The sequence below is a fragment of the Streptomyces canus genome (assembly GCF_030815415.1).
Lineage (GTDB): Bacteria > Actinomycetota > Actinomycetes > Streptomycetales > Streptomycetaceae > Streptomyces > Streptomyces canus_F.
On the sequence record NZ_JAUSWW010000001.1, the window covers coordinates 6456222 to 6482414 of the forward strand.

The 26193-nt window shown below is 70.6% G+C and carries 19 protein-coding genes, 1 tRNA gene and 1 pseudogene; 14 read left to right on the top strand and 7 right to left on the bottom strand.

Annotated features, from left to right (window positions below; all coding sequences use genetic code 11):
* Position 1: 1 nt before the first annotated feature.
* The 3 genes from QF037_RS29920 to QF037_RS29930 are packed head-to-tail and all read right to left on the bottom strand — an operon-like array spanning position 2 to position 3794.
* A complete protein-coding gene (locus tag QF037_RS29920; protein ID WP_307030467.1) occupies positions 2–1429 on the bottom strand; it encodes an exopolysaccharide biosynthesis polyprenyl glycosylphosphotransferase in 1428 nt (475 codons plus the stop codon).
* Entirely contained in the window at positions 1426–2607 is a 1182-nt protein-coding gene (locus QF037_RS29925) for a glycosyltransferase (protein ID WP_307030469.1), read from the bottom strand. The genes QF037_RS29920 and QF037_RS29925 overlap by 4 nt, the downstream gene beginning before the upstream one ends.
* A gap of 50 nt (positions 2608–2657) precedes the next feature.
* The gene (locus QF037_RS29930; RefSeq protein ID WP_307030471.1) at positions 2658–3794 is read right to left on the bottom strand and encodes a DUF3344 domain-containing protein; all 1137 of its coding nucleotides are present in this window, start codon (positions 3792–3794) and stop codon (positions 2658–2660) included.
* 644 nt (positions 3795–4438) lie between these two features.
* Here QF037_RS29930 and QF037_RS29935 point away from each other — a divergent pair.
* The 4 genes from QF037_RS29935 to QF037_RS29950 all read left to right on the top strand — a co-directional run bounded on the left by QF037_RS29935 (position 4439) and on the right by QF037_RS29950 (position 6944).
* Positions 4439–4720, top strand: coding sequence for a hypothetical protein (locus QF037_RS29935; RefSeq protein WP_307030473.1), 282 nt, complete (start codon positions 4439–4441; stop codon positions 4718–4720).
* Between the two features lie 514 nt (positions 4721–5234).
* On the top strand, positions 5235–5519 hold the full coding sequence (locus tag QF037_RS29940; protein ID WP_307030475.1) for a DUF5949 family protein: 285 nt from the start codon (positions 5235–5237) through the stop codon (positions 5517–5519).
* Between the two features lie 137 nt (positions 5520–5656).
* On the top strand, positions 5657–6094 hold the full coding sequence (locus tag QF037_RS29945) for a tyrosinase family oxidase copper chaperone (protein WP_307037439.1): 438 nt from the start codon (positions 5657–5659) through the stop codon (positions 6092–6094).
* Positions 6078–6944 (top strand): tyrosinase family protein, encoded by an 867-nt coding sequence (locus QF037_RS29950; RefSeq protein ID WP_307030477.1) that lies wholly within the window; start codon positions 6078–6080, stop codon positions 6942–6944. The genes QF037_RS29945 and QF037_RS29950 overlap by 17 nt, the downstream gene beginning before the upstream one ends.
* A 184-nt stretch (positions 6945–7128) precedes the next feature.
* Here the strand turns inward: QF037_RS29950 and QF037_RS29955 are convergent, their stop codons facing one another.
* On the bottom strand, positions 7129–7977 hold the full coding sequence (locus QF037_RS29955; RefSeq protein ID WP_307030479.1) for an alpha/beta fold hydrolase: 849 nt from the start codon (positions 7975–7977) through the stop codon (positions 7129–7131).
* A gap of 88 nt (positions 7978–8065) precedes the next feature.
* Between QF037_RS29955 and QF037_RS29960 the strand changes: the two genes are divergently transcribed.
* The 3 genes and pseudogenes from QF037_RS29960 (at position 8066) to QF037_RS29980 (ending at position 12372) form a co-directional block, all read left to right on the top strand.
* Positions 8066–8572 carry a MarR family transcriptional regulator gene (locus QF037_RS29960; protein ID WP_307030481.1) on the top strand — a complete coding sequence of 169 codons (507 nt, stop codon included), beginning with the start codon at positions 8066–8068 and terminating at the stop codon, positions 8570–8572.
* Positions 8573–9339: 767 nt separating this feature from the next.
* Positions 9340–11668, top strand: a pseudogene (locus tag QF037_RS29965) (RHS repeat-associated core domain-containing protein); the annotation flags it as partial.
* A 410-nt stretch (positions 11669–12078) separates the two neighbouring features.
* On the top strand, positions 12079–12372 hold the full coding sequence (locus tag QF037_RS29980; protein ID WP_307030489.1) for a hypothetical protein: 294 nt from the start codon (positions 12079–12081) through the stop codon (positions 12370–12372).
* An 840-nt stretch (positions 12373–13212) separates the two neighbouring features.
* Here QF037_RS29980 and QF037_RS29985 read toward each other — a convergent pair.
* Positions 13213–13285 (bottom strand) — tRNA-Arg (locus QF037_RS29985).
* Between the two features lie 321 nt (positions 13286–13606).
* On the opposite strand from QF037_RS29985, the gene QF037_RS29990 reads away from it, so the two are divergent.
* From QF037_RS29990 to QF037_RS30020, 7 genes are all read left to right on the top strand, one after another.
* Positions 13607–15214, top strand: a complete 1608-nt coding sequence (locus tag QF037_RS29990; protein WP_307030491.1) for a dynamin family protein — start codon at positions 13607–13609, stop codon at positions 15212–15214.
* Positions 15215–15217: 3 nt separating this feature from the next.
* On the top strand, positions 15218–17119 hold the full coding sequence (locus tag QF037_RS29995) for a YfjP family GTPase (protein WP_307030493.1): 1902 nt from the start codon (positions 15218–15220) through the stop codon (positions 17117–17119).
* Positions 17120–17334: 215 nt separating this feature from the next.
* Complete coding sequence (locus QF037_RS30000) at positions 17335–17793, top strand: single-stranded DNA-binding protein (RefSeq protein ID WP_307030495.1); 459 nt, start codon at positions 17335–17337, stop codon at positions 17791–17793.
* Between the two features lie 247 nt (positions 17794–18040).
* A complete protein-coding gene (locus QF037_RS30005) occupies positions 18041–19447 on the top strand; it encodes a Cys-Gln thioester bond-forming surface protein (protein WP_307030497.1) in 1407 nt (468 codons plus the stop codon).
* Between the two features lie 244 nt (positions 19448–19691).
* Complete coding sequence (gene ettA, locus QF037_RS30010) at positions 19692–21356, top strand: energy-dependent translational throttle protein EttA (protein ID WP_307030499.1); 1665 nt, start codon at positions 19692–19694, stop codon at positions 21354–21356.
* A 6-nt stretch (positions 21357–21362) separates the two neighbouring features.
* Entirely contained in the window at positions 21363–21776 is a 414-nt protein-coding gene (locus tag QF037_RS30015) for an acyl-CoA thioesterase (RefSeq protein ID WP_046263043.1), read from the top strand.
* Entirely contained in the window at positions 21773–22441 is a 669-nt protein-coding gene (locus QF037_RS30020) for a hypothetical protein (RefSeq protein ID WP_307030501.1), read from the top strand. Before QF037_RS30015 ends, QF037_RS30020 begins: the two co-directional genes overlap by 4 nt.
* 18 nt (positions 22442–22459) lie before the next feature.
* On the opposite strand, the gene QF037_RS30025 is transcribed toward QF037_RS30020, so the two are convergent.
* Positions 22460–23422, bottom strand: coding sequence for an ABC transporter ATP-binding protein (locus QF037_RS30025; protein ID WP_307030503.1), 963 nt, complete (start codon positions 23420–23422; stop codon positions 22460–22462).
* Between the two features lie 55 nt (positions 23423–23477).
* Positions 23478–26192: an ABC transporter permease gene (locus tag QF037_RS30030; protein ID WP_373463833.1), complete on the bottom strand. Its 2715-nt coding sequence runs from the start codon at positions 26190–26192 to the stop codon at positions 23478–23480.
* Position 26193: the final 1 nt, after the last annotated feature.

A 26193-nucleotide genomic window follows, 5' to 3' on the forward strand; every position in this document is an offset into this window, starting at 1 on the left:
CTCAGCTCCCCGTCGGGCGAACGAGCGTGGCCGCGGTGCGCAGCAGGATGCACACGTCCTGCCACAGCGACCAGTTGTCGATGTAGACGTTGTCGAAGCGGCAGCGGTCCTCGATGGACGTGTCGCCGCGCAGCCCGTGGATCTGGGCGAGGCCGGTGATGCCGGTCCGCAGACGGTGACGGTCCGCGTAGCCGGGGTGGGTGCGGCTGAACTGCGCGACGAAGTACGGGCGTTCGGGCCGCGGTCCGACCAGGCTCATGTCGCCCCGGAGCACGTTCCACAGCTGGAGCAGCTCGTCGAACGAGGTGCGCCGCAGCAGGCGGCAGAACCCGCGCATCTCGTGTTCGTTCGCCACGCTCCACCGGGTCGCCGCCTCGTGCGCGTCGACCGGGCGGTGGGTGCGGAACTTCAGCAGGGTGAAGGGTTTTCCGCCCTTGCCGATGCGCTCCTGCCGGAACACCACGCCCGGCCCGTCGCTGATCCGCAGCGCCACCGCGCAGACCAGCAGCAGGGGACTGACCAGCAGCAGCAGCATCCCCGACACAAGGACGTCGAGCGTCCGCTTGCCCGCGCTGCCGCGGAGCGTCGCGGACATCTCCAGGCGCCGGCAGGCGAACCCGGCCAGCCGCTCCTGCGTCGCATACGACGGAGAGTCCGCGTCGACCTCCCACACCACGCAGCCCCACTCGGCCAGCGCGCGCAGCAGCGGTCCCTGCTGGGCCCGCACCGAAGGGTGCACGGCCAGTACCGCGCGCACGCCGTTCTGTACGACCGCCCGCTCGACCTCCTCACCGGTCGTCAGCACCGGCAGGCCCTCGGCGCCGTCCTGCCGTTCGGCCACGATGCCCACCGGCCGCATCCCGCACCGCGGATGCCGCAGCACGGCGGCGGCCACACGCTGCGCGGTCGCCGCCGGGCCGATGACGAGCGCGGTGTGCGGGTGGCGCAGCAGCGCCGCGCGCCGTCTCGCGTGCACGGTGCCGCGCAGTGCGCAGCTCGCCGCCGCGTGCACGGCGAAGCCCACCAGCAGGGCGCCTGCGGACAGCGCGTGGTCCGGCCGGTACGCCGCCACGAGCGCCGCAAGCGTCAGCCAGGCCACCGCGGTCCGGCCACAGAGGGCGGGCAGTTCGTCCAGGACCCCCGGCACCGACGGGCGCACGCGGTGCGGACGCAGCAGCAGTGACACCGCCACCAGCAGGGCCGACGGCAGCGGACGGAACTGAGTCCCGGTCAGTGTCATGGCACCCAGCAGGGCGGCCGTGCCGTCCGCGACGAGCAGGGGCATCGGCGAGGACGGCCGCGCGGGCGGCCTGCGGGCGGTGGACCTCAAACCCGGGGCGGTGCCGCGGGGCGGCATGACCGAGACGGGCGAGAGTCCGTGGTCCCGGGTCTGTGTGCCGGGGGAGGAGAGGGCGCTTTCCGCGGTCACGAGTGGATCGACTCCCTATGCTCTGGGGGCGCGAAGCGTGGGGCGGGCCGCAGGCTGATCAGGTCGCGATAGACGTCCGCGACCGCCTCGGCGGTGTGCCGCACGTCGTGCGAGGACAGGACGTACCGGCGCCCCTGGTGGCCGAGCGACTCGCGCAGCGGCGGGTCGAGCAGCAGTTCGGTGACGGCCCTGGCCAGCACCGCGGGGTTCTCGGGCGGAACCACGCAGCGGGCGGCGAGCGCGGGAGGCAGACTCTCGCGGGCACCGTCGACGTCGGTGACCACCACCGGCCGTCCGCAGGCCATCGCCTCCAGCGGGGCCAGCGCCATGCCCTCCCAACGGGACGGCAGAACGACGAGATCGGCGGCCTGGTACCAGGGGACGGCGTCGGCGACGGCCCCCGCGAACAGCACGGACCCCGGCGCGTGCGCCCGCAGCCGGTCGCGGTCCGGCCCGTCACCGACCAGGACGAGCCGCGCACCGGGCACCCTGCGGGCGACGGAACTCCACGCCGTCAGCAGGACGTCCTGCCCCTTCTGCCGGCACAGCCGCCCGACACAGACGACCAGCGGCGCGTCGGGGCCGACCTTGCGCAACGGCGTCAGTCCGGCCCGTACGGCGCCGGCCGGGGCGGGGTGGAATCGCTGCGCGTCAACGCCGTTGGGGATGACACTCCACCGCCCACTGATCCCGGCGCGCACGCCGGTCGTGCGCTCCGCCTCGCTCACGCACACCATGCGGGAGGCCCAACGCGCCCCCCACCGCTCCCACGCCAGCGCGAGCGCCGAGGTGGCCCCACCGACCGCCTCGAACGACCAGGCGTGCGGCTGGAACACGGTCGGGATGCGTCCCCGCACGGCGAGCCGCCCGGCGAGCCCGGCCTTCGCGCTGTGCGCGTGCACCAGATGGGGACGCACCTCATCGATCACCCGTACGAGGTGCCGTACCTCCCGCACGAGCGACGGACCCGGTGACCGCGTCGCGTTCCAGTGCCGTACGTCCGCGCCCAGCGGCCGGAGCCGGGTGGTGAGCTCGCCGTCGGGGCAGACCACCGTGACGGCCAGACCGGCCGCGAGTTGCGCCCGCGCCAGGTCCGTCACGACGCGGGCGGCCCCGCCGTCCACGGGCTGGGTGAGGTGAAGGACGCGCGGTCGAGAGTCGGACGGTGACGGATGCATGTGCGATGTCCTCAGCTCACCCTGGCACTCGGGACGGGAGGGAGCAGGCCTCACTGCTGTGCGTCGACGGCGACGAAGAGCACGCCGGCCCACACCGCGTCCCGCTGTGAGACGAACCGGAAGGCCAACCGGTCACCGCCGCGCCGCAGCCCTGTCCTGAGGTCGAACACATCGGAGTCGTAGCCGAGGGTGCCGGCGTACGCGGGCACGCGCTGTGACTGGGCCTTTCCGGGCTCCCTGATCGTGGAGTTCAGGACGTCGCCACGGGGATTGCCGGGGCTGGTGAGGGCGGTGCGGCGGGTCGCATGGCCGCGTGCGCGGCTGGTCGTGAGGGTGAGGGTGTCACCGGTCGCGCCGCGGTCGCCGTCGTACGTCACCAGCCCCGCACGGCCGCCCGCGCCCGCGGGGAAACGCAGCCCGCGCAGCCCGATCTCCTGCCCCGCGCCGGACTTCAGCGCGTCGAAGCCGTCCCATACGGCGAGGTGCCGCAGCGGCTGCTTCGGGTTCTCGTACGCCACCACCAGCGTCCAGCCGCCCCACGCACCCGCCGCCGACCTGCCCTTCGCCACGTTGACCTGCGCCACGGTGTACAGACCCGGCCCGCTCTCCCGAACCAGCCTGGTGACGTTCGCCGAGGCCTGGAAAGCGTCCGCTCCGTGCGCCACCCGGTGGCCGATGACCGTGTCCGCGAGGAGCTCCTGGTACTCCCCGCCTGGTTCGGCGATCAGCACCCGTCCGTTGTCCTTGGGCGGCTTCTGCTCGCCGACACGCAGGTTGCCGCCCCAGTACAACCGGGCGTAGCTGACCCGTGAGCCCTTGGGCAGACGCACCTGGGCGCGGGAGGAGTTGTAGGTGTTCGGGTCCTTGTCGACATCGACGTAGGTCATGTCGAAGTCGCCGTTCCGTCCGGTCCGGCCCGCGCGCGCGGTCGGGCAGGAACGTGGCGCCGACAGCAGGGATCCGCGGACCGCCTTCGGCACACCGCACGTGATGGAGACGTTGGCCGCGCGGACGATGCCGCCGTGCTGGAGCGCGTGGTACCGCTGGGCGAATGCGAGACGGGCTGCCTCCGGCTGTGGCGGCGCGGCAGGCGCGACCGCCAGGGCACCGGCGGGAGCCCAGATGCCGGCGAGGGCGAGAGCGCTCACCGTCGCACGGCGCACCAGGGGAGCTAGGGAATTGCGCATGACCGGCGTTGCCCTTTCGGGAGGTTGCGGTGTCAGAGGGGGCAGCACAAAGGCGAGGTGCGCGCGGAAGGGGCGCGTCGAGAGGTGCGCGCCACTCTAGCCGCTATCGGTGCTAATCAGTTCAAACCTGGCAAGCATGTCGGATCGGGGAAGTCGGATTTTTCGGAAATAGCCAGGCAGGTGGCAAGTGGCAGGCAGGCGGCGGGCGGCAGCGGCGGGAAAGTCGCCGCCTGTTGGCCTGACGCCGCGTATCGCGCCGCCGGATCCGTGCCGGGCCGCCACCACGGGGACCGTGCCGGTCTCGCTCGCTACGACCGGCAACGAATTCGAGGCCGCCGACCTCTCTCGTCGGCGGCCTGCCCGTCGCGGCTGCCCGCGGTCGGCTGTCGTACGGCAGTTGCGGCCGACAGCGCCGGACCGGTCCATGACCGCTTCACTGTCGAGCCTCCTGCCGCCGTAGGGCAAGGAACCCTTTCCGTCCTTTCTCGTCCCGCGTTCCCGACTTCCAGAGTCATATCCTTCAAAGATCTCATATGAGGACTCGGCAATCTTCCGTGCGCAGGGTTTCCGAACCGGTCGGTGCTCGTTGTGCACGGCGTCAGAAATTCTCTCCGGCTACACACGTTGCCGAAGAAAGGAACACCATGAAGTCTCTGAAGGCTGCCGCTGTCCTTACCGGGTCCCTGGTCCTCGCCGGTGCCGCCGCGCCAGCGTTCGCCCTCAGTGTTACCGACGTGGCGCAAGAGAGCCTCAATGACGCAGTGACCGTCGTCGACCACGGGCCGGTCCACGTGCAGCCGCTCCAGTCGTCGGACGCGCTCGACGTCAAGAAGAAGAAGGAGTCGCTGCTGAAGGCGGTGAATCGTTCGGCCACCGCTCTGAACAAGGGCACCCCGCTGGTGGGCGGCCTGCCGTTGCACAGCTGAGAATTACCCCGGACGAGATGCCCGCGCCTTTCTGATCCACTGCTGGCATTGCCCCCCGGGGTGCTCCGAAGAGGGCCGATTCCGCGCCATGCGGTGTCGGCTCTCTGCATTGTCGGAGCTCTCCGTCGATCGTCGTACAACTGCGGCAGTCGGGTGCATCACCGTCGGTGGCAAACAGTGTGGACCGCTGTTGTTGGCGGCGTTTGGCAAAAGTGAGATTCCATGCGCTGCCGAAATTCCGGCGCGGGGAATTCCGGTGGTACCCGGGAGTTCATGGAATGTGGTGAGGAAATGCCCTTTCCGGCTGCCCGCGGTCGCCCGCACCCCGGTCCCGCGGCACCGGGAACCGGGGCGATCACGGCTTCGGTTTTCCCACCACCGCTGCCCGTCTTGTCTGCCGCAGCGCCATCCGCCGAGCTGTGAACCCCTCGTTCGTGTGGTCGTGTCGACGCAGGTAGGCCGTTCGGGTGAGAGGACGTCCGAGTGTGTAGCGGCACGTCTATAGGGTGCCGCGGTGACCTCAATCACCAGTGAAACTCACCCTTCACAAGCCCACGACCCGGGCACGCCCGCCGTCCCGGCATCGGGCGGCGAAGCTCTCGACGGTGACATGGCCTACTTCCTCGCCCTCTCCCACAAGGACGGCTGCGAAGGCTCGAAGCCCACGTCGAGCGTCGGCGAGAAGCTGTTGAGCGACAACGTCCCGCCGGTCGGTGACGCCTTCGATGACGGCGCGCAACCACCCTGCGCGCCATGGCCGGCGGGCAGCCGTCGAGGGCCGATCCGGGGGAAGCCGTGACCGGATCGGTGAACAACGCGGACGGCTCCGCGAGTTCCGCGGCCGACGCCACGAGGTCCGCCGGCGGCTCCCCGACACTCGCGGTCGACGCCCTGGCCCCGGGCGCAGCCCCATGCCCGTCGCCCGTCGTCAAGTTCATGCAGTCAACCAGGCGGAGGCTGGTGCTGCGGGGGCTGTTCGCGTCGGCGGCCGGGGTGGCGCTCGCGCCGGTCCTGGCCGCGTTGGGCTCCCCGGAGGAGGCGCGGTTCGCCGAGACGTACCGCGGACGGCGCATCGTCGGCGTCAGAGATGACGCCGGGCAGCAGGGAGACGACGTCTCCGGCGCGTGGCACGTCACCGTGGACGGCCGGCCACTGCACCTGATGCGTCGTGTGGACGGCAGTTGGATGACCATGATCGACCACTACCAGTCGTATCCGACACCGCTGGCCGCGGCGCGCGCGGCTGTGGACGAACTCGGCCCCACCGCACGGTTGGCCGCGGCGGACGGAAGCGGCAGCCGCATGGACGACAGCGGGACGCCGAGCGGCGGCCAGGGAGCCCAGGGGGATCATCACCATGGTGTACACGCGTAAGGACGTCAGCACGCTCACCCGTTCCGAGCGGCGCCGGTTCGTCGACGCGCTCATCGAGGTCAAACGCCGCGGTGAGTACGACGAGTTCGTGCGCATGCACATCCAGTACTACGTTCCCGACGGCGAGAGCGGCCTGCGTGTGGCCCACATGGCACCCTCCTTCCTGCCGTGGCACCGCAGGTTGCTGCTGGAGCTGGAGGGGGCGCTGCGCCGCGTGGACGAGTCGGTGACCCTGCCGTACTGGGACTGGACGCGTAACCGCAGCTCGACGGCCGTACCGTGGACCGAGGACCTGCTCGGCGGCACCGGGCGGCGTTCCGACCGGCAGGTCATGACCGGCCCCTTCGCCTACCGGCACGGCCAGTGGACCATCAAGGAGGGGGTCACCGACGCCGAGTACCTGATGCGCGACCTCGGCCGCCCTGGGAACCCCATCGCCCTGCCCACGGCCACGGATCTGAAGTCGGCCCTCGCGGATCCGGTCTACGACACGGCCCCTTGGAACTCCACCTCCGCCAAAGGGTTCCGCAACAAGCTGGAGGGCTGGGGGCAGGGACGCGGTGCGGTGTCGTGGCGCAACCACAACCGGGTCCACCGATGGGTCGGGGGCCACATGGCGACCGGCGCCTCCGTCAACGACCCCGTCTTCTGGATGCACCATGCCTTCATCGACCTAGTGTGGTCCCGCTGGCAGTTGCGGCATCGGAACGCCCGCTATCTCCCCGCGAAGCCGCCCGGCCCGGGAGACGCCCAGCGCGGCCGGATCGTGGCGCGGAGAGAGAAGATGCCGCCGTGGGGTGCGACACCCGAGAAACTGGAGGACCACAGCACCATCTACCGGTACCGGTAGTGCCGGTGACGGCGTATCGGGTGCGAGCTTGCCTCCGCCGTGCACGTGCCGGGTGCCGGTACGCGGCTGCCGGTACACGGACCACGTATGCGTATGGCCAAGCCCTGGACGAGTGAGTCCGATGTCTTCTTCCAGCCTCCGGCCGTGCTGAGTCCGGGAATGATGTGGAACCTCCCACCCCGGTTCAAGGCTTGCCGAGGAAGTCCAGGAGCATGCTGTTGAGTGCGGCGGCCCGGGTGAACGGGACGCTGTGGTGCGACAGGCCGGGGAGTACCGCGGTCTCGACGTGTGGCAGGTGCAGCCGTGCCGCCGCCTCGACGCGCCGAATGTCGTGCGCCCTGCTGTCCCCGGCAAGCAGCACCAGCGTCGGGATCGTCGAGCTCCGCAGTTGCCCGGGCCTCGGGCGATTGCCCACGACGGCCTTCGTGCGCGGGAATTCGGCGGCGAGCCCGTACAGGTCCAGCCATGCCGGGTCGACTTCCGCGCTGTGCGTTTCCCAGGCGAGGAACGCGCGGGCCCGTTGGGCGGTGGGCCGGATGAGCAGGGGAAGGGCGCGTAGCAGGTACCGAGCCTTGAATCCAGCGAAGCACTGGGTGGGATCGAGGAGAGCGAGCTTGCGGACCCGCTGCGGCGTGCGCAGCGCATAGGTGAGGGCAATCCATCCGCCATAGGAGTGCCCGCACAGGTCGGCGCGGGCCAGGCCCAAGCCGTCGAGTACGCCGTCCAGCCAGTCGAGAAGGTCGTCGACGGACCGGACGGGGCGGCCCCCGCGCAGGCTGCGGCCTGCCTCGCCGATCCGGTCGACGGCGTAGACGCGCCGGGTGCGGCTCAGGTCGGCCACGTTGGCAAACCACACCGCCGAGGTGGCGCCGCCACCGTGCAGCAGCACCAGCGGCTCCCCGTCCACGGGTCCGCACGCGGTGACCCGGGTTGTGCCGTACGCCGACGTCAGGTCCATCCGGTCGACGGGCACGGGCCAGTGGTCCAGGACGGTGTCGTACGCCGCCAGAAAGCGAGTCAGGTCTTCTGTCATGGGACGCCCTCAGAAATTAGGTCGCTGAGCAAGTATCTCGTTGAGCGAGATACTATGGTGCCGGATCGATCACGGAAGGGCGAATGGCATGGACGAAGGAGAGCCTGGACTGCGGGTTGTGCATCAGCTACGTGCCATCACTGTCGAACTCGACCTGCTCGGAGCCGAGTTCGCGCAACGCAACAGCCTGCACCCGACCGACCTGCGTGCCCTGATCTGCCTGTTGGATGCCGCTCGGGCGGACACGCTCGCGACGCCCGGCTGGCTCGGGCGGCAGCTCGGCCTGAACTCTGCGGGCACCACAGCCCTTGTCGACCGGCTCGAGCGGCTTGGCCACGTGCGGCGCACACGCGACAGCCGCGACCGACGCCGTGTGCTGCTCGAGGTTGATGAACGGGCAGTCACCCTCGGACAGTCGTTCTTCGGACCGCTGATCGCGGAGGTCGTCGCTGCCACGAGGGCCTTCTCCGACACGGAGCTGGCAACAATCCAGCGCTTTCTGCTGAACGCGCACGAGGTCGTCGCCGCACAGCGAGACCCTTCGAGCTTGCTCACCCGAAGTCCCGTGTCGCAGAAGAAGCAACTGCGACGGTAGGGGTCCTTGGCGTGGGAGCCGTTCGAGCCAGGAGCGAAGAAGGGTGGAGAAGAGAGCAGGTGCCGCCAGGGCGCCTGCTCAGTTTGTCTCCGACGCACCGTTTGAAACGTGCTGACCAGACACTTCTCTGTGCAGAGTCCCCATGAGGCGGGAGATGTGAGACCTCCTGGGGGACGCAGTGGGATGGAGCCGCACAGGGTGAGCCTGAAACAGGGGCAAAGGCCGCGACAAGCGAAAAGTCAGCCGCATGCAACCTTGCGACGGGCTGGGAATGGCGCCTGATCTGCGGAAAATCGGCGCCCGGCGGGGCACCGACAGCATCTGTACGGCCTCGTGCCGGGCGTGAGCTGGTGCTTTCCGGGACGGTGGCGGTACCGCGGGTGCGGCGGCGCCGTCGTGGGGGTGGTTCCCGGTGACGGCCCCGAGTGGAACGCCGCACAGTGAGTCTGCGGGTGTCCGGCCGCCTCGCTCTGGACACCGGCGCGCCAGCCGCTCCCGCAGCGGCGCCCAAATCCGGGGACGAGTACGGCGAAGCCGTTGCAGGAGTTCACGGCGGAATCGCACGACCTGTTTCGCCCTGCAGGGTGGGGCGGATGTCGTGAGCGCGACGCTGTGGAGGGCCTTCCATGCGCGGCGCGATGCCGGACAGTGTCCCGCTTCAGACTAGGCACGGGCAGCAGACGGTGGTTCTGACGCGTCCACTTCTCAATCGATTGAGTGGAGACCTGTTTAGGAGGGACCTCTTCCTCTCCGGCACCCTCACCTACGACGACGCCACCCGTACCACCACCGTCACCAACTCCCGTGGCCACAGCACCCGATACGAGCACAACGCCGCCTACCGCCTCATCCGCGAGACCAATGCGCTTGGCCACACCGTCAACCAGGAGTGGGACGCCGCGAACCGCCTGGCGGCCGTCACCGACGCGCTCGGGAACACCACCCGCTACCGCTACGACGAATTCGGGCGCGCCGTGGCCGTCATCCGCGCGGACGGCGGTGAGACGCGCGCCGAGTACAACCACCTCGGCCTGCCGGTCACAGCGGCCGACCCAGGGGGCATCCTCTGGCGTTACACATACGACGACCGCGGCAACCGTACGGCCATCACCGACGCCGCCGGTGCGACCACTCGCTTCTCCTGCAACGAGCGCGGTCACCTGACGTCCATCGTCGACCCGTTGGGGAACCGCACGCGTATCCGGTGCAACAGTGCCGGTCTGCCCCTGGTGACAACCGATCCTCTGGGAGCGGAAACCCACTGTGAGCGAGATGCTTTCGGTCGCACGATCAGCCTGGCCGATCCGCTCGGCAACGTGACCCGCTTCGAATGGACCGTGGAGGGCAAGCCCACCCGCCGGACCGCCCCGGACGGCAGCAGTCAGACGTGGGTGTACGACGGGGAGGGCAACTGCACCGCCCATACCGACCCGCAGGGTGCGGTGCACCGCTTCGAGTACACCCATTTCGACCTTCCTGCGGCTCGCACCGGCCCGGACGGAGTGCGGCACGCCTTCACCCACGACTCCGAACAGCGCCTCACCCAGGTCACCAACTCGCTGGGACAGTCCTGGAGTTACGAATACGGCCTCGCCGGACACCTCATCGCCGAGACGGACTTCGACGACCGCACCCTGCACTACGTCCACGACCTCGCAGGTCGTCTCGTCGCCCGCACCAACGTGCTCGGTCACACCGTCCGCTTCGAGCGCGACGTGCTCGGACAGATCACCCGGCAGACGAACGACGGCAAGGTCAGCAGCTTCACCTACACGGCTCGTGGTGATCTCGCCACGGCCACGACGTCCGACGCGACCGTGGTCCGGGACCACGACGATGTCGGCCGCCTGCGTTCCGAAACCGTCAACGGGCGCACCATCACGTACGAGTACGACGTCCTGGGACGCCGTACTCGGCGCACGACGCCTGCCGGCATGGCGAGCACCTGGAGCTACGACGCGGCGGGCAACTGCACCGAGCGCACCAGCGCAGGCCGAACCGTCACGTTAGACCGGGACCCGGTGGGCCGGGAACTGAGCCGCCACTTCGGCGACACCCTCACCGTGCCGAGCACCTTCGACGCGCTCGGCCGCCTGACCACGCAGGCAGTGACAGACCGCACCAGTGGCCACAAGCTCCAAAGACGCGCCTACTCCTACCGCGCCGACGGCCACCTCATCGCGATCGAAGACCAACTGACCGGCACCAGCGACTTCGACCTCGATGCCGCGGGCCGCGTGACGGCCGTCCGTGCGGCGGGCTGGAGCGAGCGCTACGCCTTATGACGATGCGGGCAACCAGACCGATGCCGCGTGGCCCGCCACACACCCGGGCCACGACGCCACCGGCTCACGCGCGTACACAGGCACCCGCATCACCCGGGCCGGAAACGTCCGCTACGAACACGACGCGGCGGGCCGCATCACCCAACGCCAGAAGACCCGCCTGTCTCGCAAACCCGATACCTGGCGTTACATCTGGGACGGCGAAGACCACCTCGTCGCCGCGGTCACCCCGGACGGCACCCGCTGGAGATACAGATACGACGCCCTCGGTCGCCGTATCGCCAAGCAACGCCTGGCCGCTGACGGCGAAACCGTCGTGGAGCAGACCGACTTCACCTGGGACGGCGTCGTCCTGTGCGAACAGAGCACCACCGGCACGGAGTCGCCCGACCGCGTCACACTCACCTGGGACCACGAGGGCCCGCACCCGATCACGCAGACGGAACGCTTCACCGCCCTCGACGCGCCTCAGTCCGAGATCGGCTCCCGCTGCTTCGCGATCGTCACCGATGTCGTCGGCACGCCCCGTGAACTCGTCGACGAGACCGGCGACATAGCCTGGCGCAGCCGTAACACGCTGTAGGGCGCCACGACTTGGGCTGCCGACAACGCGGCGTACATGCCACTGCGCTTTCCGGGCCAGTACTGCGACCCGGAAACAGAACTCCATTACAACTACTTCCGCCACTACGATCCCGAGACAGCCCGCTACCTCACTGCCGACCCGCTGGGCCTCGCTCCGTCCCCCAACCCGGTCGCCTACGTCACCAACCCGCACAGCTGGACCGACCCCTTGGGCCTCGCCCCGTGCAAGGTGGACGGGGAAATAGCCGGGCTCGATCCGTACGCCGGCACCAAGGAGGCCGCACAGCTGCTGCGCGATGCCGGTGTCCCCCGCGCATTCCGGATCCAGGTCATGCAGTCCTTCGAAGAGGGCACGATCAGCGTGCGCCGGGCCGGTAACAATGACTACGGAATGCGCTTCTACGACAACGAGGGTGCCTGGGCGCGCGGACGCTATCTGACCACGCAGTGGCCTGCAACACGCGAGGAGATCGCCGTCAAGGCGTCATGGAACCAATTCACGTTCCTCAAACAATGGAAGATCCGCCCAGGCGCCCCCATCATTGAAGGCCGAGTCGGGCCGCAGGGCATTGGATATCCTGGCGGCGGAAAACAGACGTATGTACTGAACCCCGATGCAGATCTGCTGGAGCCGTAATGCCCGAAGCACCCGTACAGAAATCTCTCGCCGTGATTACGCGAGCCTTGCACGGGATCGACGAGGAACTGGACCGGCATGCCGCAGGTCAGGGTCGTGTGAGCAGCGCCAAGCAGCTCGCCTCGATCCGAGCGCAGCTTTCGCAGATGGAGCTCCAGCTCTCATCCCCGGAGCTGCCGCCCCGTACGGAGCGCCTGCGGGGCGTCGGCCGTGTCATCGCGGATTCCTGGCCGTATGACAGCCCGCTGGGCAGCACGATTCTGGAGGCGGAGCAGCTTTACCTCAAAGCCTGAACTCTGCGCCCTTCGGCTTGCTGCAGCGTGGTTTCGGGAGCAACTTCTGGCCACATCTACGGACTTGGTCATCGCAACATCCCTCCAGTGCTTGATCAAGTTCCATAGGTGTCCGGATCGTTGGTGATGCCCCAGGAGGGGGAGTGCTCGTTGGGGACCAGCCCGTCTCATCGCGACGCGCCGGCATCTGCTCTCCGCGGTCACTCACGGCACCGTCATGACCCTCGCCCAGGTGGAGGTCGGCGCGAAGACGAACGAAACCACACACTTCCGTCCGCTGTCGGCACCGTCATCACCTTCGACGCCCTGCACTCGGTCAAGGCGAACATCTCCTGGCTGGTCGAGACCAAGAAGGCCCACTACATCGCCGTGATCAAGACCAACCAGCCCACTGCCCACCATCAGCTCGCGGCCCTGCCCTGGCGGGACATCCCCGTCCAGCACACCGCCTCCGGGGCCGGACACGGCCTCCGCGAGTCCCGCTCGATCAAAACCTGCGGGATCGCCGACGAACTCGGCGGAAGCGCCTTTCCCCGCGCCCGCCAACCTCACCCCCACCGACGCCAACGGGCAGATCAGCATCTACCACAACAACGACGGCACCGCCGACGTCATCGTCGACACCAGCGGCTACTGCACTTGACACACCCACCACCGCGCCGTGCGTGAGGAGATCAAGCGGGCCTGGGGCGGAGAGCACGCTCCCGGCCTTCGCACGGACAAGTCGTGGTTCACAGTGATCGGTGGACCGTGGGATAAAAAGCCCTCCAGGGCAACAAAAAACCCTCCGCAAGTGATCTTGCGAAGGGTTGGAAAGGGGCTCTGACATGCATAAACGCGCGCCCCCGGCAGGACTCGAACCTGCGGCCAAGCGCTTAGAAGGCGCCTGCTCTATCCACTGAGCTACGGGGGCCGGTGTGGTGGCCTCGTACCTGGTGCCCGGGTGTGGGCTGATCCGTGACGTTGCCGGGGACAAGGATAGGGCTCCCGGATCCTTGTCCCTGCTGCTTCGCCTCCGTGGCTCAATGTGGAGGTTCGGTGAAGCGGTCCTGATAATCGCAGGCAGGTACGAATCGTGCATCGCTTTTGGCGTCTCGCGCCCCGGGTGTTGTGCACTCGTTATGCCTGGACTGTGCCGTTGTCCCAGTCGTCCCTTCCGTCCCCTTGTGTTCTATCGGCGCGCAGACATGGCCATATGCTTCAGAAATCACCTAAAATTGGGCATTCTTCACATGTGGTGACCTTGGACGTACGGCCTCAGCTGCTCGACGCACTCTCCGCCCTGCGCGACCGTGTCGCCGCCGCACGCTTCCCGCTGCCCCTTGCGGGGGCTCCACGCGCGCGTGCCAACCGCGACGAACTGCTCGCCCAGCTCGACGACTATCTGGTGCCCCGGTTGAGGGAACCCGAAGCGCCCTTGCTGGCCGTCGTGGGGGGCTCGACGGGCGCCGGCAAGTCGACCCTCGTCAACTCCCTTGTGGGCAGACGGGTCAGCGAGGCGGGCGTACTGCGGCCGACCACGCGGACACCCGTGCTGGTGTGCCATCCGGAGGACCATCACTGGTTCAGCGGAATGCGCGTGCTGCCCGACCTCACGCGCGTGTGGGTGCCGCACCGGGACGGGAGCGACGAACTCCTGCTGCCCGGCGAGGATCCCGCGCGCGTGCTGCGCGTCGAGACCGCCGACAGCCTCCCGCCCGGCCTCGCCCTCCTCGACGCACCCGACGTCGACTCCCTCGTCGCCGACAACCGCACCCTGGCCGCCGAACTCATCTGCGCGGCCGACATCTGGGTCATGGTCACCACGGCGGCCCGGTACGCCGACGCCGTCCCCTGGCATCTCCTGCGTACCGCCAAGGAGTACAACGCCGCCCTCGTGACCGTCCTCGACCGGGTGCCGCACCAGGTCGTCTCCGAGGTCTCCCGCCAGTACGGGGCGCTGCTCACCAAGGCCGGACTCGGCGAGGTACCGCGCTTCACCGTGCCCGAGCTCCCCGAGTCGGCATGGGGCGGCGGACTGCTGCCGGCCACCGCCGTCGCACCGCTCAGGGCCTGGCTCGTCCACCAGGCCCAGGACCCGGCCGCCCGGCAGCGCACCCTGGGCCGCACCGCCCACGGCGTCCTCGACTCGCTCAAGGCCCGGATGCCCGAGCTGGCCAGCGCCGCAGCCGCCCAGTACGCGGCCGCGCTGCGGCTCACCGCCGCCGTCGACGGGGCGTACGACAGCGAGCACACCCGCGTGCGAGGACGGCTGCAGGCGGGCGCCGTACTCGCCGGGGACGCGCTCAAGCGGTGGCGCGCGTTCCCGCTCGACTGCTCCGGCGCAGAGCTTCTCGACGCGCTCACGGGGAGCCTCGCCGCGCTCCTGTTGTGCGCCGTCAGCGCCGCCGACGAGCGCGTCGACGAGGCCTGGCGGCGCGAACCGGCGGCGGGCGCACCCGAGCTGGCCGGCCGGGACCCGGCGCCGGAGAGCGCCGAACACCGGATCGGGATGGCCGTACGACGGTGGCGGCGCGAGCTCGAGGAGTTCGCCGAGGAGGAGGTGCGCGACCTCGACCGCAGCGTCGCGCCCGACCCCGAGGTGATCGCCGCGCTCGTCGCCACCGCGCTGCTGGGCGGCCGCCGGGCGCGCTCCGCGGGCGAGGGGCTCGCCGAGCGGATCGGGGCGCACGGCGCGCTCAGGCTCCGCGACCGGGGCGGACGACTGCTCACCGAGCACGTGGACCAGGTGGTCCAGACGGAACGCGAGCGCCGGCTCGCGCCGCTCGACGCCCTCGACGTACACCCCGAGCCGCAGGCCGAACTCATCGCCGCGCTGTCCGTACTGCAGAAGGAGAGGTGACCGGTGACCGCCGTCACTGACGAGGACCAGACCGATCACACGCAGGACGCCGTCTCCGAGGACGAGGACGGCACGCCGGCGCAGGACGAGGCCGTAAAGACCGGGGACGCCGTGGACCCCACGGAGGACGAGCCCGAGGAGCCGGACGATGAGCACGCGCGCGGGGAGGACCGCACGGACTCGTCGGACTCCTCGGACTCCTCGGACGCGTGGGACGACGGGCTGATCGCGCGGCGGGTCACCGACGCCGCCGCGGCGGAACCCGTCGCCGTGGTCGAGACCCGGGGTTCCGGCGCGCAGATCGCCGCGCCGCTCGCGTACGACGGACCGCTCAGGTCGCGGCTCGACGCGCTGCGCGAACTGGTGGGGCTCTCCCGGACCCGGCTCGACAGCCGGACGCTCGCCGAGGCGAGCAGGGTGCTCGACGAGGCCGCGGCGCGGCGCAGGCTGTCCGGGCAGCACACCGTCGTCGCCATCGCGGGCGCCACGGGCAGCGGCAAGTCGCAGCTGTTCAACACGCTGGCCGGAGTGACCATCTCGGAGACGGGCGTACGGCGTCCGACCACCGCCGCGCCCATCGCGTGCAGTTGGAGCGACGGCGCGGCGAGCCTCATCGAGCGGCTCGGCATCCCGCCCCGGCTCAGGCGCCGCCCGGTGCAGAACGCCGAGATGGAGGCGCAGTTGCGCGGACTCGTCCTGGTGGACCTGCCCGACCACGACTCCGCGGCCGTACAGCACCGCGAGCACGTGGACCGCATCCTCGACCTCGTCGACGCGGTCATCTGGGTCGTCGACCCCGAGAAGTACGCCGACGCCGTGCTGCACGAGCGGTACCTGCGGCCCATGGCGGGACACGCGGAGGTCATGTTCGTCGTCCTCAACCAGATCGACCGGTTGCCCGGGGAGGCCACCGAGCAGGTCCTCGACGACCTGCGGCGGCTGCTCGACGAGGACGGGATCGCGCTGGGCGAGTACGGCGAACCGGGCGCGACCGTGCTCGCGCTGTCCGCGCTCACCGGCGACGGCGTGGGGGAACTGCGCGAGACGCTCGGCCAGTTCGTGACCGAGCGGCAGGCGCCGGGGCGCCGGATCTCGGCCGACGTGGACGCCGCCGCGTGGCGGCTGCGGTCCGTGTACGCCACCGGGCGGCGGACCGGGCTGAGCGAGGAGGCGCGGGACGAGTTCGCCGTGCGGCTCGCGGACGCGGTCGGTGCGACGGCGGCCGGCGAGGCGGCCGAGCGGGCGTGGCTGCGCAACGCCAACCGCGCGTGCGGAACGCCGTGGCTACGGCTGTGGCGGTGGCACCAGGACCGGCTCGAACCGCCCACCGGGCGTCTCCCGTTGCGCGCTCAGGCCGACGAGGAGGTCACCGCTCGGCAGCGTGTCGAGCAGGCGGTGCGGACGGTCGCCGACCGGGCCTCGGCCGGGCTCGCGCCGCCGTGGGCGCAGGCGGTGCGGGAGGCGGCCGCACGGGGCTCGCAGGGGCTGCCCGAGGCACTGGACGAGCTGGCCGCGCGCGCGGGGCTGCCGCCGGGGCGACCGCCGCGGCCGGGCTGGTGGCCGGCGGCCGTGTTCGCGCAGGCGTCCATGACGCTTCTCCAAGTCGTCGGCGGGCTGTGGCTGGTGGGCCAGATCGCCGGGTTCATGGCGCCGAACCTCGGTGTGCCGGTGCTGCTGATGGTGGTCGGGATCATCGGTGGGCCGCTCGTGGAGTGGAGCTGCCGGATGGCGGCGCGGGGGCCCGCACGGCGCTACGGGATGGAGGCGGAGCGGCGGCTCAGGGAGGCGGCGGCCGGGTGCGGGCGGGCCCGGGTGCTGGACCCGGTGGCGGCGGAGCTGTTGCGGTACCGGGAGGTCCGGGAGCAGTACGGGAGGGTGTTGGGGGTGGAGGCCGGGGTGCGGTGACGTGCCCCTCGGGGGCCTTCTAGAGGGCTTCTCGAGGGGGCGTCGCTCGTTCGGGTGGCGGAGTTCTCCACAGGTGGGCCGGTGGTCCACAGTGCTCGGCGGGCTCGTGCCGGCGGAGGCAGTCTGGCTGCACGGCGATCGCGACGGATGCGGTCGGCGCAGCAGACGCAGCCGTACGGGACGGGCCCGTTCGGCGTATCCGGGAGGGGTTCGAGATGAACGAGACGATCGTCGGTGTGGTGGGGAACGTGGCGACGCAGCCGGTGTTCCGGGAGACAGAGAACGGTTCGTCGGCACGGTTCCGGATGGCGGTGACCGCACGCTATCTGGACCGTGAGAAGAACGAGTGGAAGGACGGGCACACCAACTTCTTCACGGTGTGGGCCAATCGGCAGCTCGCCGCGAACGTGGCGGCCTGTCTGTCGGTGGGGGAGCCCGTCATCGTGCACGGCCGGCTGAAGATCCGTACGGATGTGCACGACGGGAAGAACTGGACCTCGGCGGACATCGACGCCGTGGCGATCGGCCACGACATGGCGCGGGGCACGTCCATGTTCCGGCGCGAGCCGAAACCGGAGACGGCCGGGGTGCCGTCCCGGCCCGAGCCGAACTGGGAGACGCCCGTCGAGGACAGCGAGGCCCAACGCGAGCCGGAAGTCGCCGCGGTGACCTGACGTCAGCGACCGAACTGCGGCTTATCGGCGAATGCGCACCGAACGAACCGGTGGATTTGTCGATAAGCCCTGCTCGCAGGCGATCTTGGCGATAACGATTCCGAGTCGGAACGGCCGCCCGAGTGCATCACCGGGAACCGTGGTGCGAGCACATACCTAGGATGCCGGGCATAGCTCTCGGGGCTGCTGATTCTGCTGGTGGGACCGTTCCCCCCACGTCAACGGGTCCTGCTCGAAGGGGAATTCTGTGTTTTCTGCGTTGTTGTCCGCGTGCAGGCGAAGGGCGGTCCGCGGTGCCGCCGCGACGCTGGTGTCCGGGCTTGTCGCGGCCGGCGTGCTGACGACCGGTGCCGGCACGGCCGCCGCCGCCGACACGACGGCGCAGAACCAGGGTGGGGCGACCGCCACCATGGGCGGCCTGAAGACGTACGGCGCGGCCGTCATACACGACGACTCCGGGGACCTGGAGGTGTCGGCGGGCCTGTTCGAGATGTCCGTCGACGGCGGCGGCACCCTGCAGACGTACTGCGTCGACCTCCACAACCCCACGCAGCAGGACGCCAAGTACCACGAGACGCCCTGGAGCGGGACCTCGCTCGGGGTCAACAAGGAGGCGGGCCGGATCCGCTGGATCCTGCAGAACTCCTACCCGCAGGTGAACGACCTCGCGGCGCTCGCCGCCAAGGCGGGTGTCGGCGGCGGCCTCACCGAGCAGGACGCGGCGGCCGGTACCCAGGTCGCCATCTGGCGCTACTCGGACGACGCGGACGTCGACGCCGTCGACCCGCAGGCCGAGAAGCTCGCTGACTACCTTCAGAAGAGCGCCCGCGATCTGGCGGAGCCCAGGGCGTCGCTGACCCTCGACCCCGCCGCGGTCTCCGGCCGCCCCGGCGGTCTGCTCGGTCCGGTGACGGTTCGTACCGACGCGGACAGCGTGACGGTGACGCCGCCGGCGGACGCCCAGACGAGCGGCGTGCGGATCGTGGGCAAGGACGGCAAGCCGCTGACGTCGGCGAAGAGTGGCGCCGAGCTGTTCTTCGACGTGCCCGAGGACGCGCCGGCCGGCTCGGCCGAGCTGACCGTGCAGGCCTCCACCACCGTGCCGGTGGGCCGTGCCTTCGCCTCCGAGAGCCGGAGTCAGACGCAGATCCTGGCCGGCTCCAGCGAGTCGACGGTCTCGGCGACGGCGAGCGCGACGTGGGCGGAGCAGGGCGCGATAACCGCGCTGTCCGCGGTGAAGAACTGCGTGGCGGGCGGCGTGGACATCACCGCGACCAACGAGGGCGACGCGGCCTTCACCTTCGAGCTGCTGGGCGTCGAGCACAGCATCCCGGTGGGAGAGTCGCAGACGGTGACGATCCCGCTCCAGGAGGACCAGGCGTACGACTTCACCATCACCGGCTCCGGCGGCCTCGACAAGCGCTTCACCGGTGTCCTCGACTGCCAGACGCAGGGCGCCGAGACCGGGGACGCGGTCCAGACCCTCAGCGAGCCGAGCCCGGCGACGGTGGGCGGTGCCGCCGACACGAACCTGGCCGAGACGGGCAGCTCCAGCGCGACGCCGGTGATCGCGGGGATGGCCATCGCTCTGGTGGTGATCGGCGGGGCGGCGCTGGTGCTCGTCCGCCAGAAGAAGACGCCGACGCAGGACTGAGCCACGGTGCCGGTGTGACGGCGGGCGTCATGTCGTCCCCATTCTGTATAGGGCATCCGGAAGGACACCTTTCGCGGTCCGTCTGAGTGACGACAACCGACAGTGACGGTCGATCTACCGCCGCGGACGGCGAACCCCCAGGTCACAGCCCCCCAGCCAAACGGGTTACCACCCAAGGGTGGACCTCAGGCAAGATGGGGTGTATCTGCCCACTGCCAGATTTCAAGCTGCCGGACGGTTTCTCTTGGCTGAGTACATCTACACCATGCGCAAGACGCGCAAAGCGCACGGCGACAAGGTCATCCTTGACGACGTGACGCTGAGCTTCCTGCCCGGCGCGAAGATCGGTGTGGTCGGGCCGAACGGTGCCGGTAAGTCCACCGTTCTGAAGATCATGGCGGGGCTCGAGCAGCCTTCCAACGGTGACGCGTTCCTGTCGCCCGGCTTCAGCGTCGGCATCCTCATGCAGGAGCCGAAGCTCGACGAGTCCAAGACGGTCCTGGAGAACGTCCAGGACGGCGCCGCCGAGATCATGGGCAAGCTCACGCGCTTCAACGAGGTCGCCGAGCTCATGGCGACCGACTACTCGGACGCGCTCATGGACGAGATGGGCAAGCTCCAGGAGGACCTGGACCACGCCAACGCCTGGGACCTGGACGCACAGCTGGAGCAGGCCATGGAGGCGCTGGGCTGCCCGCCCGGCGACTGGCCCGTCACCACCCTCTCGGGTGGTGAGAAGCGCCGTGTCGCGCTCTGCAAGCTGCTGATCGAGGCCCCGGACCTGCTCCTCCTCGACGAGCCCACCAACCACCTCGACGCCGAGTCGGTGAACTGGCTGGAGCAGCACCTCTCGAAGTACTCGGGCGCTGTCGTCGCCGTCACTCACGACCGGTACTTCCTGAACAACGTCGCCGAGTGGATCCTCGAGCTCGACCGCGGCCGCGCGATCCCCTACGAGGGCAACTACTCCACGTACCTGGAGAAGAAGGCCACGCGCCTCAAGGTCGAGGGCCGCAAGGACGAGAAGCGCGCCAAGCGCCTCAAGGAAGAGCTGGAGTGGGTCCGCTCCAACGCCAAGGGCCGCCAGACCAAGTCCAAGGCCCGCCTCGCCCGTTACGAGGAGATGGCGGCCGAGGCCGACAAGATGCGGAAGCTGGACTTCGAGGAGATCCAGATCCCGCCGGGCCCGCGTCTTGGCTCCATCGTCGTCGAGGTCAACAACCTCTCGAAGGCGTTCGGCGACAAGGTCCTGGTCGACGACCTCTCGTTCACGCTGCCGCGCAACGGCATCGTCGGCATCATCGGCCCGAACGGCGCGGGCAAGACCACGCTGTTCAAGATGATCCAGGGCCTTGAGCCCGCGGACTCCGGTTCGGTCAAGATCGGCGACACGGTCAAGATCAGCTACGTCGACCAGAGCCGCGCCAACATCGACCCCAAGAAGACCTTGTGGGCCGTGGTGTCGGACGAGCTGGACTACATCAACGTGGGCCAGGTCGAGATGCCGTCGCGGGCCTATGTCTCCGCCTTCGGCTTCAAGGGTCCGGACCAGCAGAAGCCGGCCGGCGTCCTGTCCGGTGGTGAGCGCAACCGTCTGAACCTGGCGCTCACGCTCAAGGAGGGCGGCAACCTGCTGCTCCTCGACGAGCCCACCAACGACCTCGACGTCGAGACCCTGTCCTCGCTCGAGAACGCTCTGCTGGAGTTCCCGGGCGCGGCTGTGGTCATCTCCCACGACCGCTGGTTCCTGGACCGGGTCGCGACCCACATCCTCGCGTACGAGGGTGAGTCCAAGTGGTACTGGTTCGAGGGCAACTTCGAGTCGTACGAGAAGAACAAGATCGAGCGGCTGGGCGCCGACGCCGCGCGTCCGCACCGCGCCACCTACAAGAAGCTGACCCGGGGCTGATCGATCTTGCGGCACATCTACCACTGCCCGCTGCGCTGGGCGGACATGGACGCGTACGGCCACGTCAACAACGTGGTCTTCCTCCGCTACCTGGAGGAAGCCCGTATCGACTTCCTGTTCCGCCCGGAGAAGGACTTCAAGCAGGGGTCCGTGGTGGCGCGCCATGAGATCGACTACAAGCGGCAGCTCGTCCACCGGCACACCCCCGTGGACATCGAGCTGTGGGTCACGGAGATCAGGGCGGCGTCCTTCACCATCTCCTACGAGGTGAAGGACGGCGCCGAGATCTACGTACGCGCCTCGACGGTCATCGTGCCGTTCGACTTCGAGACGCAGCGGCCGCGTCGGATCACCTCCGAGGAGCGGGAGTTCCTGGAGGAGTACCGGGATGACGACGAGGAGGAGGCCGTCGCCGCATGACGGTGCTCCACCTCGCCGACGAGGGGGAGGCGGCGGATCTCGCGGCCTTCCTCTCCAGGCTGCTCCACTACGACCGTGGAGCCGCGGTGCGTCTCCAGGCGGCCGGTACCGCGCTCGCCGTCTTCGGGCGCCCGCCGTCCTTCGACGTACTGGCGATCCGCGCGGTGCGGCTGGCGAAGCCGTACGAGAACGGGCTGGACGTCACGCTCGATGTGACCGTGTCCGCCGGGGAGCTGCTCGAGTCCGTTGATGAGACGGGTGCGACGGCCCTCGTGCCGCGGGCGGTCACCGGGCCGCCGTGGGCCGGGGTGCTGCCGCCTCGGGGCGGGTGGCGGCCGGTGCCGGGGTTGCCCGCGTCCGAGGCGCTGCGGGCGATGGTCGGTGCGGGGGTCGCCGAATTCCGGGCCCGTACGGGGGAGTTGGCGGAAGAGCGGCGTACGCGCCCCGAACTCGACCGGATCGGACGGGAGATCTGGTCCCGGACGGTCGGGGACACGCATCTTCCGGTGCGGGCCGTGCACGCGGCGCAGTCCTTCGGGTTCCTGCGCGCCGCCGGGGAGTTGGCGCTGCTCTCCTCCGGTGCGTGGCTGCGGCTTCGTACGCCCTATGGGTCCATCGCCGTACGGCGGGCGGGACTCGGGGCGCTGGACGTCAGCGTGCGCTGAGCGTCGTAGAACCAACGGTCAGGCGCGGTCGCTGTCGTCCGGCCATACGCCGATGTGGTCCGGTTCCAGTTCCAGGGCCACTCGGTCGCGCATGCCCAGGGTCTCCGTGTACTCGGCGGGGAGCTGGAGGCGGCCGGCCCGGTCCAGCATGGCGTACTCGCGCGCCACGACCGTCTCGTGGCCCGTGGTCGCGTCCACCTCGCTGCGGCGCAGGACCTCCGTGGAGGTGCGGCCGTCGCGGATGGCCACCGTGCGCCGGACCTCGCTCGCCACCGCCTGGTCGTGGGTGACGATGACGATCGTGGTGCCGAGGTGTTCGTTGGCGGTGCGGAACGCGGCGAAGATCTGTTCCGCGGTGTGCGAGTCGAGTTCGCCGGTGGGTTCGTCGGCGAGCAGGACGGCGGGGGAGTTGGCGAGGGCCACGGCTATCGCCACGCGTTGCTGCTGACCGCCGGACATCTGGTTCGGGTGGCGGTCCCGGCAGTCGGCGATGTCCAGCAACTCCAGGAGTTCCAGGGCGCGTTCGGTCTGCGCCTTGCGGGCTTTGCGGGTGGTCCTCGTGGCCAGTTGCATCGGGAGGGTGATGTTCTGGGCGGCGGTCAGATAGGGGAGAAGGTTGCGGGCCGTCTGCTGCCAGACGAAGCCGACGGTCCTGCGGCGGTAGGCGAGACGGTCCTTCGGGGTCATCGCCAGGAGGTCGTGGTCGGCCACGCGGGCGGCGCCGGCGGTGGGGGTGTCGAGGCCGGCGAGGATGTTCATGAGGGTGGACTTGCCGCTGCCGGACGCGCCTACCAGGGCCATGAGTTCACCGTCGCGGACGAGGAGGTCCAGGCCTTGGAGGGCCTGGACCTCTATGCCGTCCGTGGTGAAGATGCGGACCAGGCGGTCGCAGGTGATAAGGGCGTCGTGGCCGTAGGTGGGGGCGTTGCGGGCCGTGGCGGCGCGGGTGGTCAGGTCCGCGAGGGTGGGGTTCGTGGTCACTGGGGGCTCCTCGGGTCGTAGGCCGGGGTGAGGCGGGGCGGGTATCTCCGGCGGTTCATCTCGCATCCCCCGCCCTCAGCTCCCCCACCGACCCCCGTCTCCCCGACCACCACGCCTGTATCCCCGCCACTCCGACCGTCACCAGCACCACCGAGGCCGCCGGGATCGCCAGGGACAGGGCGGACGTGCTCAACTCGGCCCGGCCCGCCGACGACGGTGCGGAAGCCAGGGCGATCGTCGTCAGGTCGATGCCCGGGGAGAGCAGGGCCACCGTCGCCCAGCCCGTCAACGCGCCGCCCACCGCGGCCAGTACCGCCTGGGGCAGGGACTCCAGGATCAGGAGGCGGCGGCCCTGGGCGCGGGTGAGGCCCATCGTGCGGAGGCGGGCCAGCAGCGCGGTGCGTTCGGGGGCCGCGCGGAGGAGGGAGAGCAGCAGGGCCAGGACCGCGTAGCCCGCGCCCGCCGCGACCGCGGCCGTGTAGATGTCCTCGGCACCCGACTGGAGGGGGGAGCCGACGTACCGGGCTCGCTCCTCCGACCTCAGCTGCACGTGGCCCGCCGTGCCCGTCACCTTGCGCAGGGCCGTCGCGTCCACCTGCGCGCCGGTCAGCAGCAGTGCCGTCGGGAGGGCCGCCGAGGCGGGCAGTTCCGCCCGGTTCACGACCAGGAACTCCGTGCCGGACACCGCCGGAGTGCGGTCCCGGACCGTCGTGATGCGGACGGTGAAGGTGGTGCCGTCCTGGAGCCGTACGGGGATGGGGCGGGTGCCGTACGTGGCGGCCACCGTCGGGGAGGCCACCGCGGTCAGCGCCTCCCGTGCCTTCCCCGCCCCCCGCGCCTTCATCAACTCGCCCTTCTCGAAGGACCCCAGGCCCGTCCGGGCGGTGAGTGCCGCGTATCCGGCCGGGTCCACGCCCACCAGCGGCGCCGACTGCCGGCCGCCCGCGAGCTGGGCGTCGTACGCGATGCTCACCGCCGTCACGTCCCGCACGCCCGGTGTACGGCGGACCCGGTCGGGCAGGGCGGCGGGCAGGGGCTCGTCGGCGTCCACGCGGGCGTCCGCGCCGATGGCGAGGAGCGCCGCGTCGTCGCGGGCCCCGTTCACGCCGCTCAGGACCGAGCCGCCGAAGGCCGCCGTCGTCAGGGCGGTGAGCAGGGCGAGGAGGGGCAGGACCGCGGAGGCGGAGGTACGGCCCGCGCGGGCCAGGGACAGATGGGCGACCACCCCGCGCAGGCGGCCGGCGGGGCGGGCCAGGCGGCGCAGGGGGAGCGGATAGAGGCGGACCAGGGCCAGGGCCGCGATCACTCCCGTCAACACCGGGGCGACATACGACAGTTCAGCGCCCTCGGAGCCGCGTCGGCGCAGGGTCTCCACCGCGGCCAGGGCCAGCACGAGCAGGGTCAGTTCGGCGACCGTGCGGCGGCGGGACGGCCGGGCCGTCACCACGTCCTCGCGGCCGGTGTGGATCCGTACGACCCGATGGGCGACCACCGCGCGCAGCGGCAGCGCGGCGCAGGCGGCGGCCGTGACGGCGGCGGCCGCCGCGAACGCGTACGTCCGGCGGCCCCCGGGGAGCAGCAGCAGGGCCGCGGTCAGGCCCAGGGCACCGGCCGGGACGGCCACCGTCGCCGTCTCCGCGAACAGCCGACCCGCCAGACCGCGCAGGGACGCGCCGCGGGCCCGCAGCAGGGCGAGTTCGGTGCGGCGGCGGTCGGCCGCCAGGCCGCCCGCCATCAGCAGGACGACGGCGGCCACCGTGCCCGCGCCGACCGCGGCGACGGCGACCAGCGGGGTGACGCCCTCCCGCAGCCGGTCGTAGGCGGTCAGGATCTCGTCGAGGTCGGTGTCCGCGTCCGTGAGCGGGCCGGTCGCCTCACGGATCTTCTGGAGTGCCGGACCGGCCTCCAGGGACGCCACCGCGGACTTCAGACGCTCGGTGTCGCGGGCGTGCAGGGCGTCCGTGGCGGGCGCCAACTGCCAGTACCGCCAAGGGGTTCCGGGTGTGCCCAGCAGCGCGGGGGCCGCCTCGGGGGCGAGCAGCAGGGCGCCGAGCCAGTACTTCTCGGCGTTCGCCCCGGGGACGGGGACCAGGGAGGGGCGGTGCAGGACGGGGTGGGTCGACCAGTAGCCGCCCGCGGGGTCGCTCGGGGTGACGATGCCGGTGATGCGGACGACCAGCGGGCCGCGGCCCTCGCCGGGTACGTGGATCCTCGAACCCACCTCGATGTGCAGGCTCCTGGCCGTCGCCGCGCTGACCGCCCCCTCCACCTCGGGCGTCGACGCGGTCACCGGGTCCGACGCGCGCGGCAGCCGGCCGGTGACCGAGCGGACGTGGTCGGCGAGGCCGTGCTGGGCGACCAGGGCGACCTGCGCGGGCGTACCGGTGGGCTGCGGGATCCAGGGCTCCGGCACCTCCATGCTGTTGGCGGTGCGCACGCCGTACGTCGACTGGCCGCGGTCGGCGACGACGGGCCGTCGGACCGTGGCGAGGATCTTCGCGTACTGGTCGGCCAGCGTCGCCGGGAGGACGTCGTGCTCCGAGATGATGCCGTACTCGGGCTGCGCGTACAGCTGCACGGCCGTCCGGTCGGGGCCCGCCCGCTCGACGGCCCGGTGCAGGCCCGCGTCCTCGTACCGGTCGACCGCGCGCGGGAAGGCCGCGGCGAGGCACGCGGTGAGCGCCACCATCACGGCGAGGGCGAGTGCCGCACCGGGGGCGGCGCGCAGCCGGGTGCGGATCCACGGGGCCACGACAGACCTGGACCTCACC

What these genes read in the sequence shown, in the direction of transcription:
- QF037_RS29945 (WP_307037439.1), top strand. Translation starts at nt 5,657, where the DNA reads ATGCAGTCAACCAGGCGGAGGCTGGTGCTGCGGGGGCTGTTCGCGTCG.
- QF037_RS29955 (WP_307030479.1), bottom strand. Translation starts at nt 7,977, where the DNA reads ATGACAGAAGACCTGACTCGCTTTCTGGCGGCGTACGACACCGTCCTG.
- QF037_RS29960 (WP_307030481.1), top strand. Translation starts at nt 8,066, where the DNA reads ATGGACGAAGGAGAGCCTGGACTGCGGGTTGTGCATCAGCTACGTGCC.
- QF037_RS29950 (WP_307030477.1), top strand. Translation starts at nt 6,078, where the DNA reads ATGGTGTACACGCGTAAGGACGTCAGCACGCTCACCCGTTCCGAGCGG.
- QF037_RS29980 (WP_307030489.1), top strand. Translation starts at nt 12,079, where the DNA reads ATGCCCGAAGCACCCGTACAGAAATCTCTCGCCGTGATTACGCGAGCC.
- QF037_RS29935 (WP_307030473.1), top strand. Translation starts at nt 4,439, where the DNA reads ATGAAGTCTCTGAAGGCTGCCGCTGTCCTTACCGGGTCCCTGGTCCTC.
- QF037_RS29925 (WP_307030469.1), bottom strand. Translation starts at nt 2,607, where the DNA reads ATGCATCCGTCACCGTCCGACTCTCGACCGCGCGTCCTTCACCTCACC.
- QF037_RS29930 (WP_307030471.1), bottom strand. Translation starts at nt 3,794, where the DNA reads ATGCGCAATTCCCTAGCTCCCCTGGTGCGCCGTGCGACGGTGAGCGCT.
- QF037_RS30000 (WP_307030495.1), top strand. Translation starts at nt 17,335, where the DNA reads ATGAACGAGACGATCGTCGGTGTGGTGGGGAACGTGGCGACGCAGCCG.
- QF037_RS30020 (WP_307030501.1), top strand. Translation starts at nt 21,773, where the DNA reads ATGACGGTGCTCCACCTCGCCGACGAGGGGGAGGCGGCGGATCTCGCG.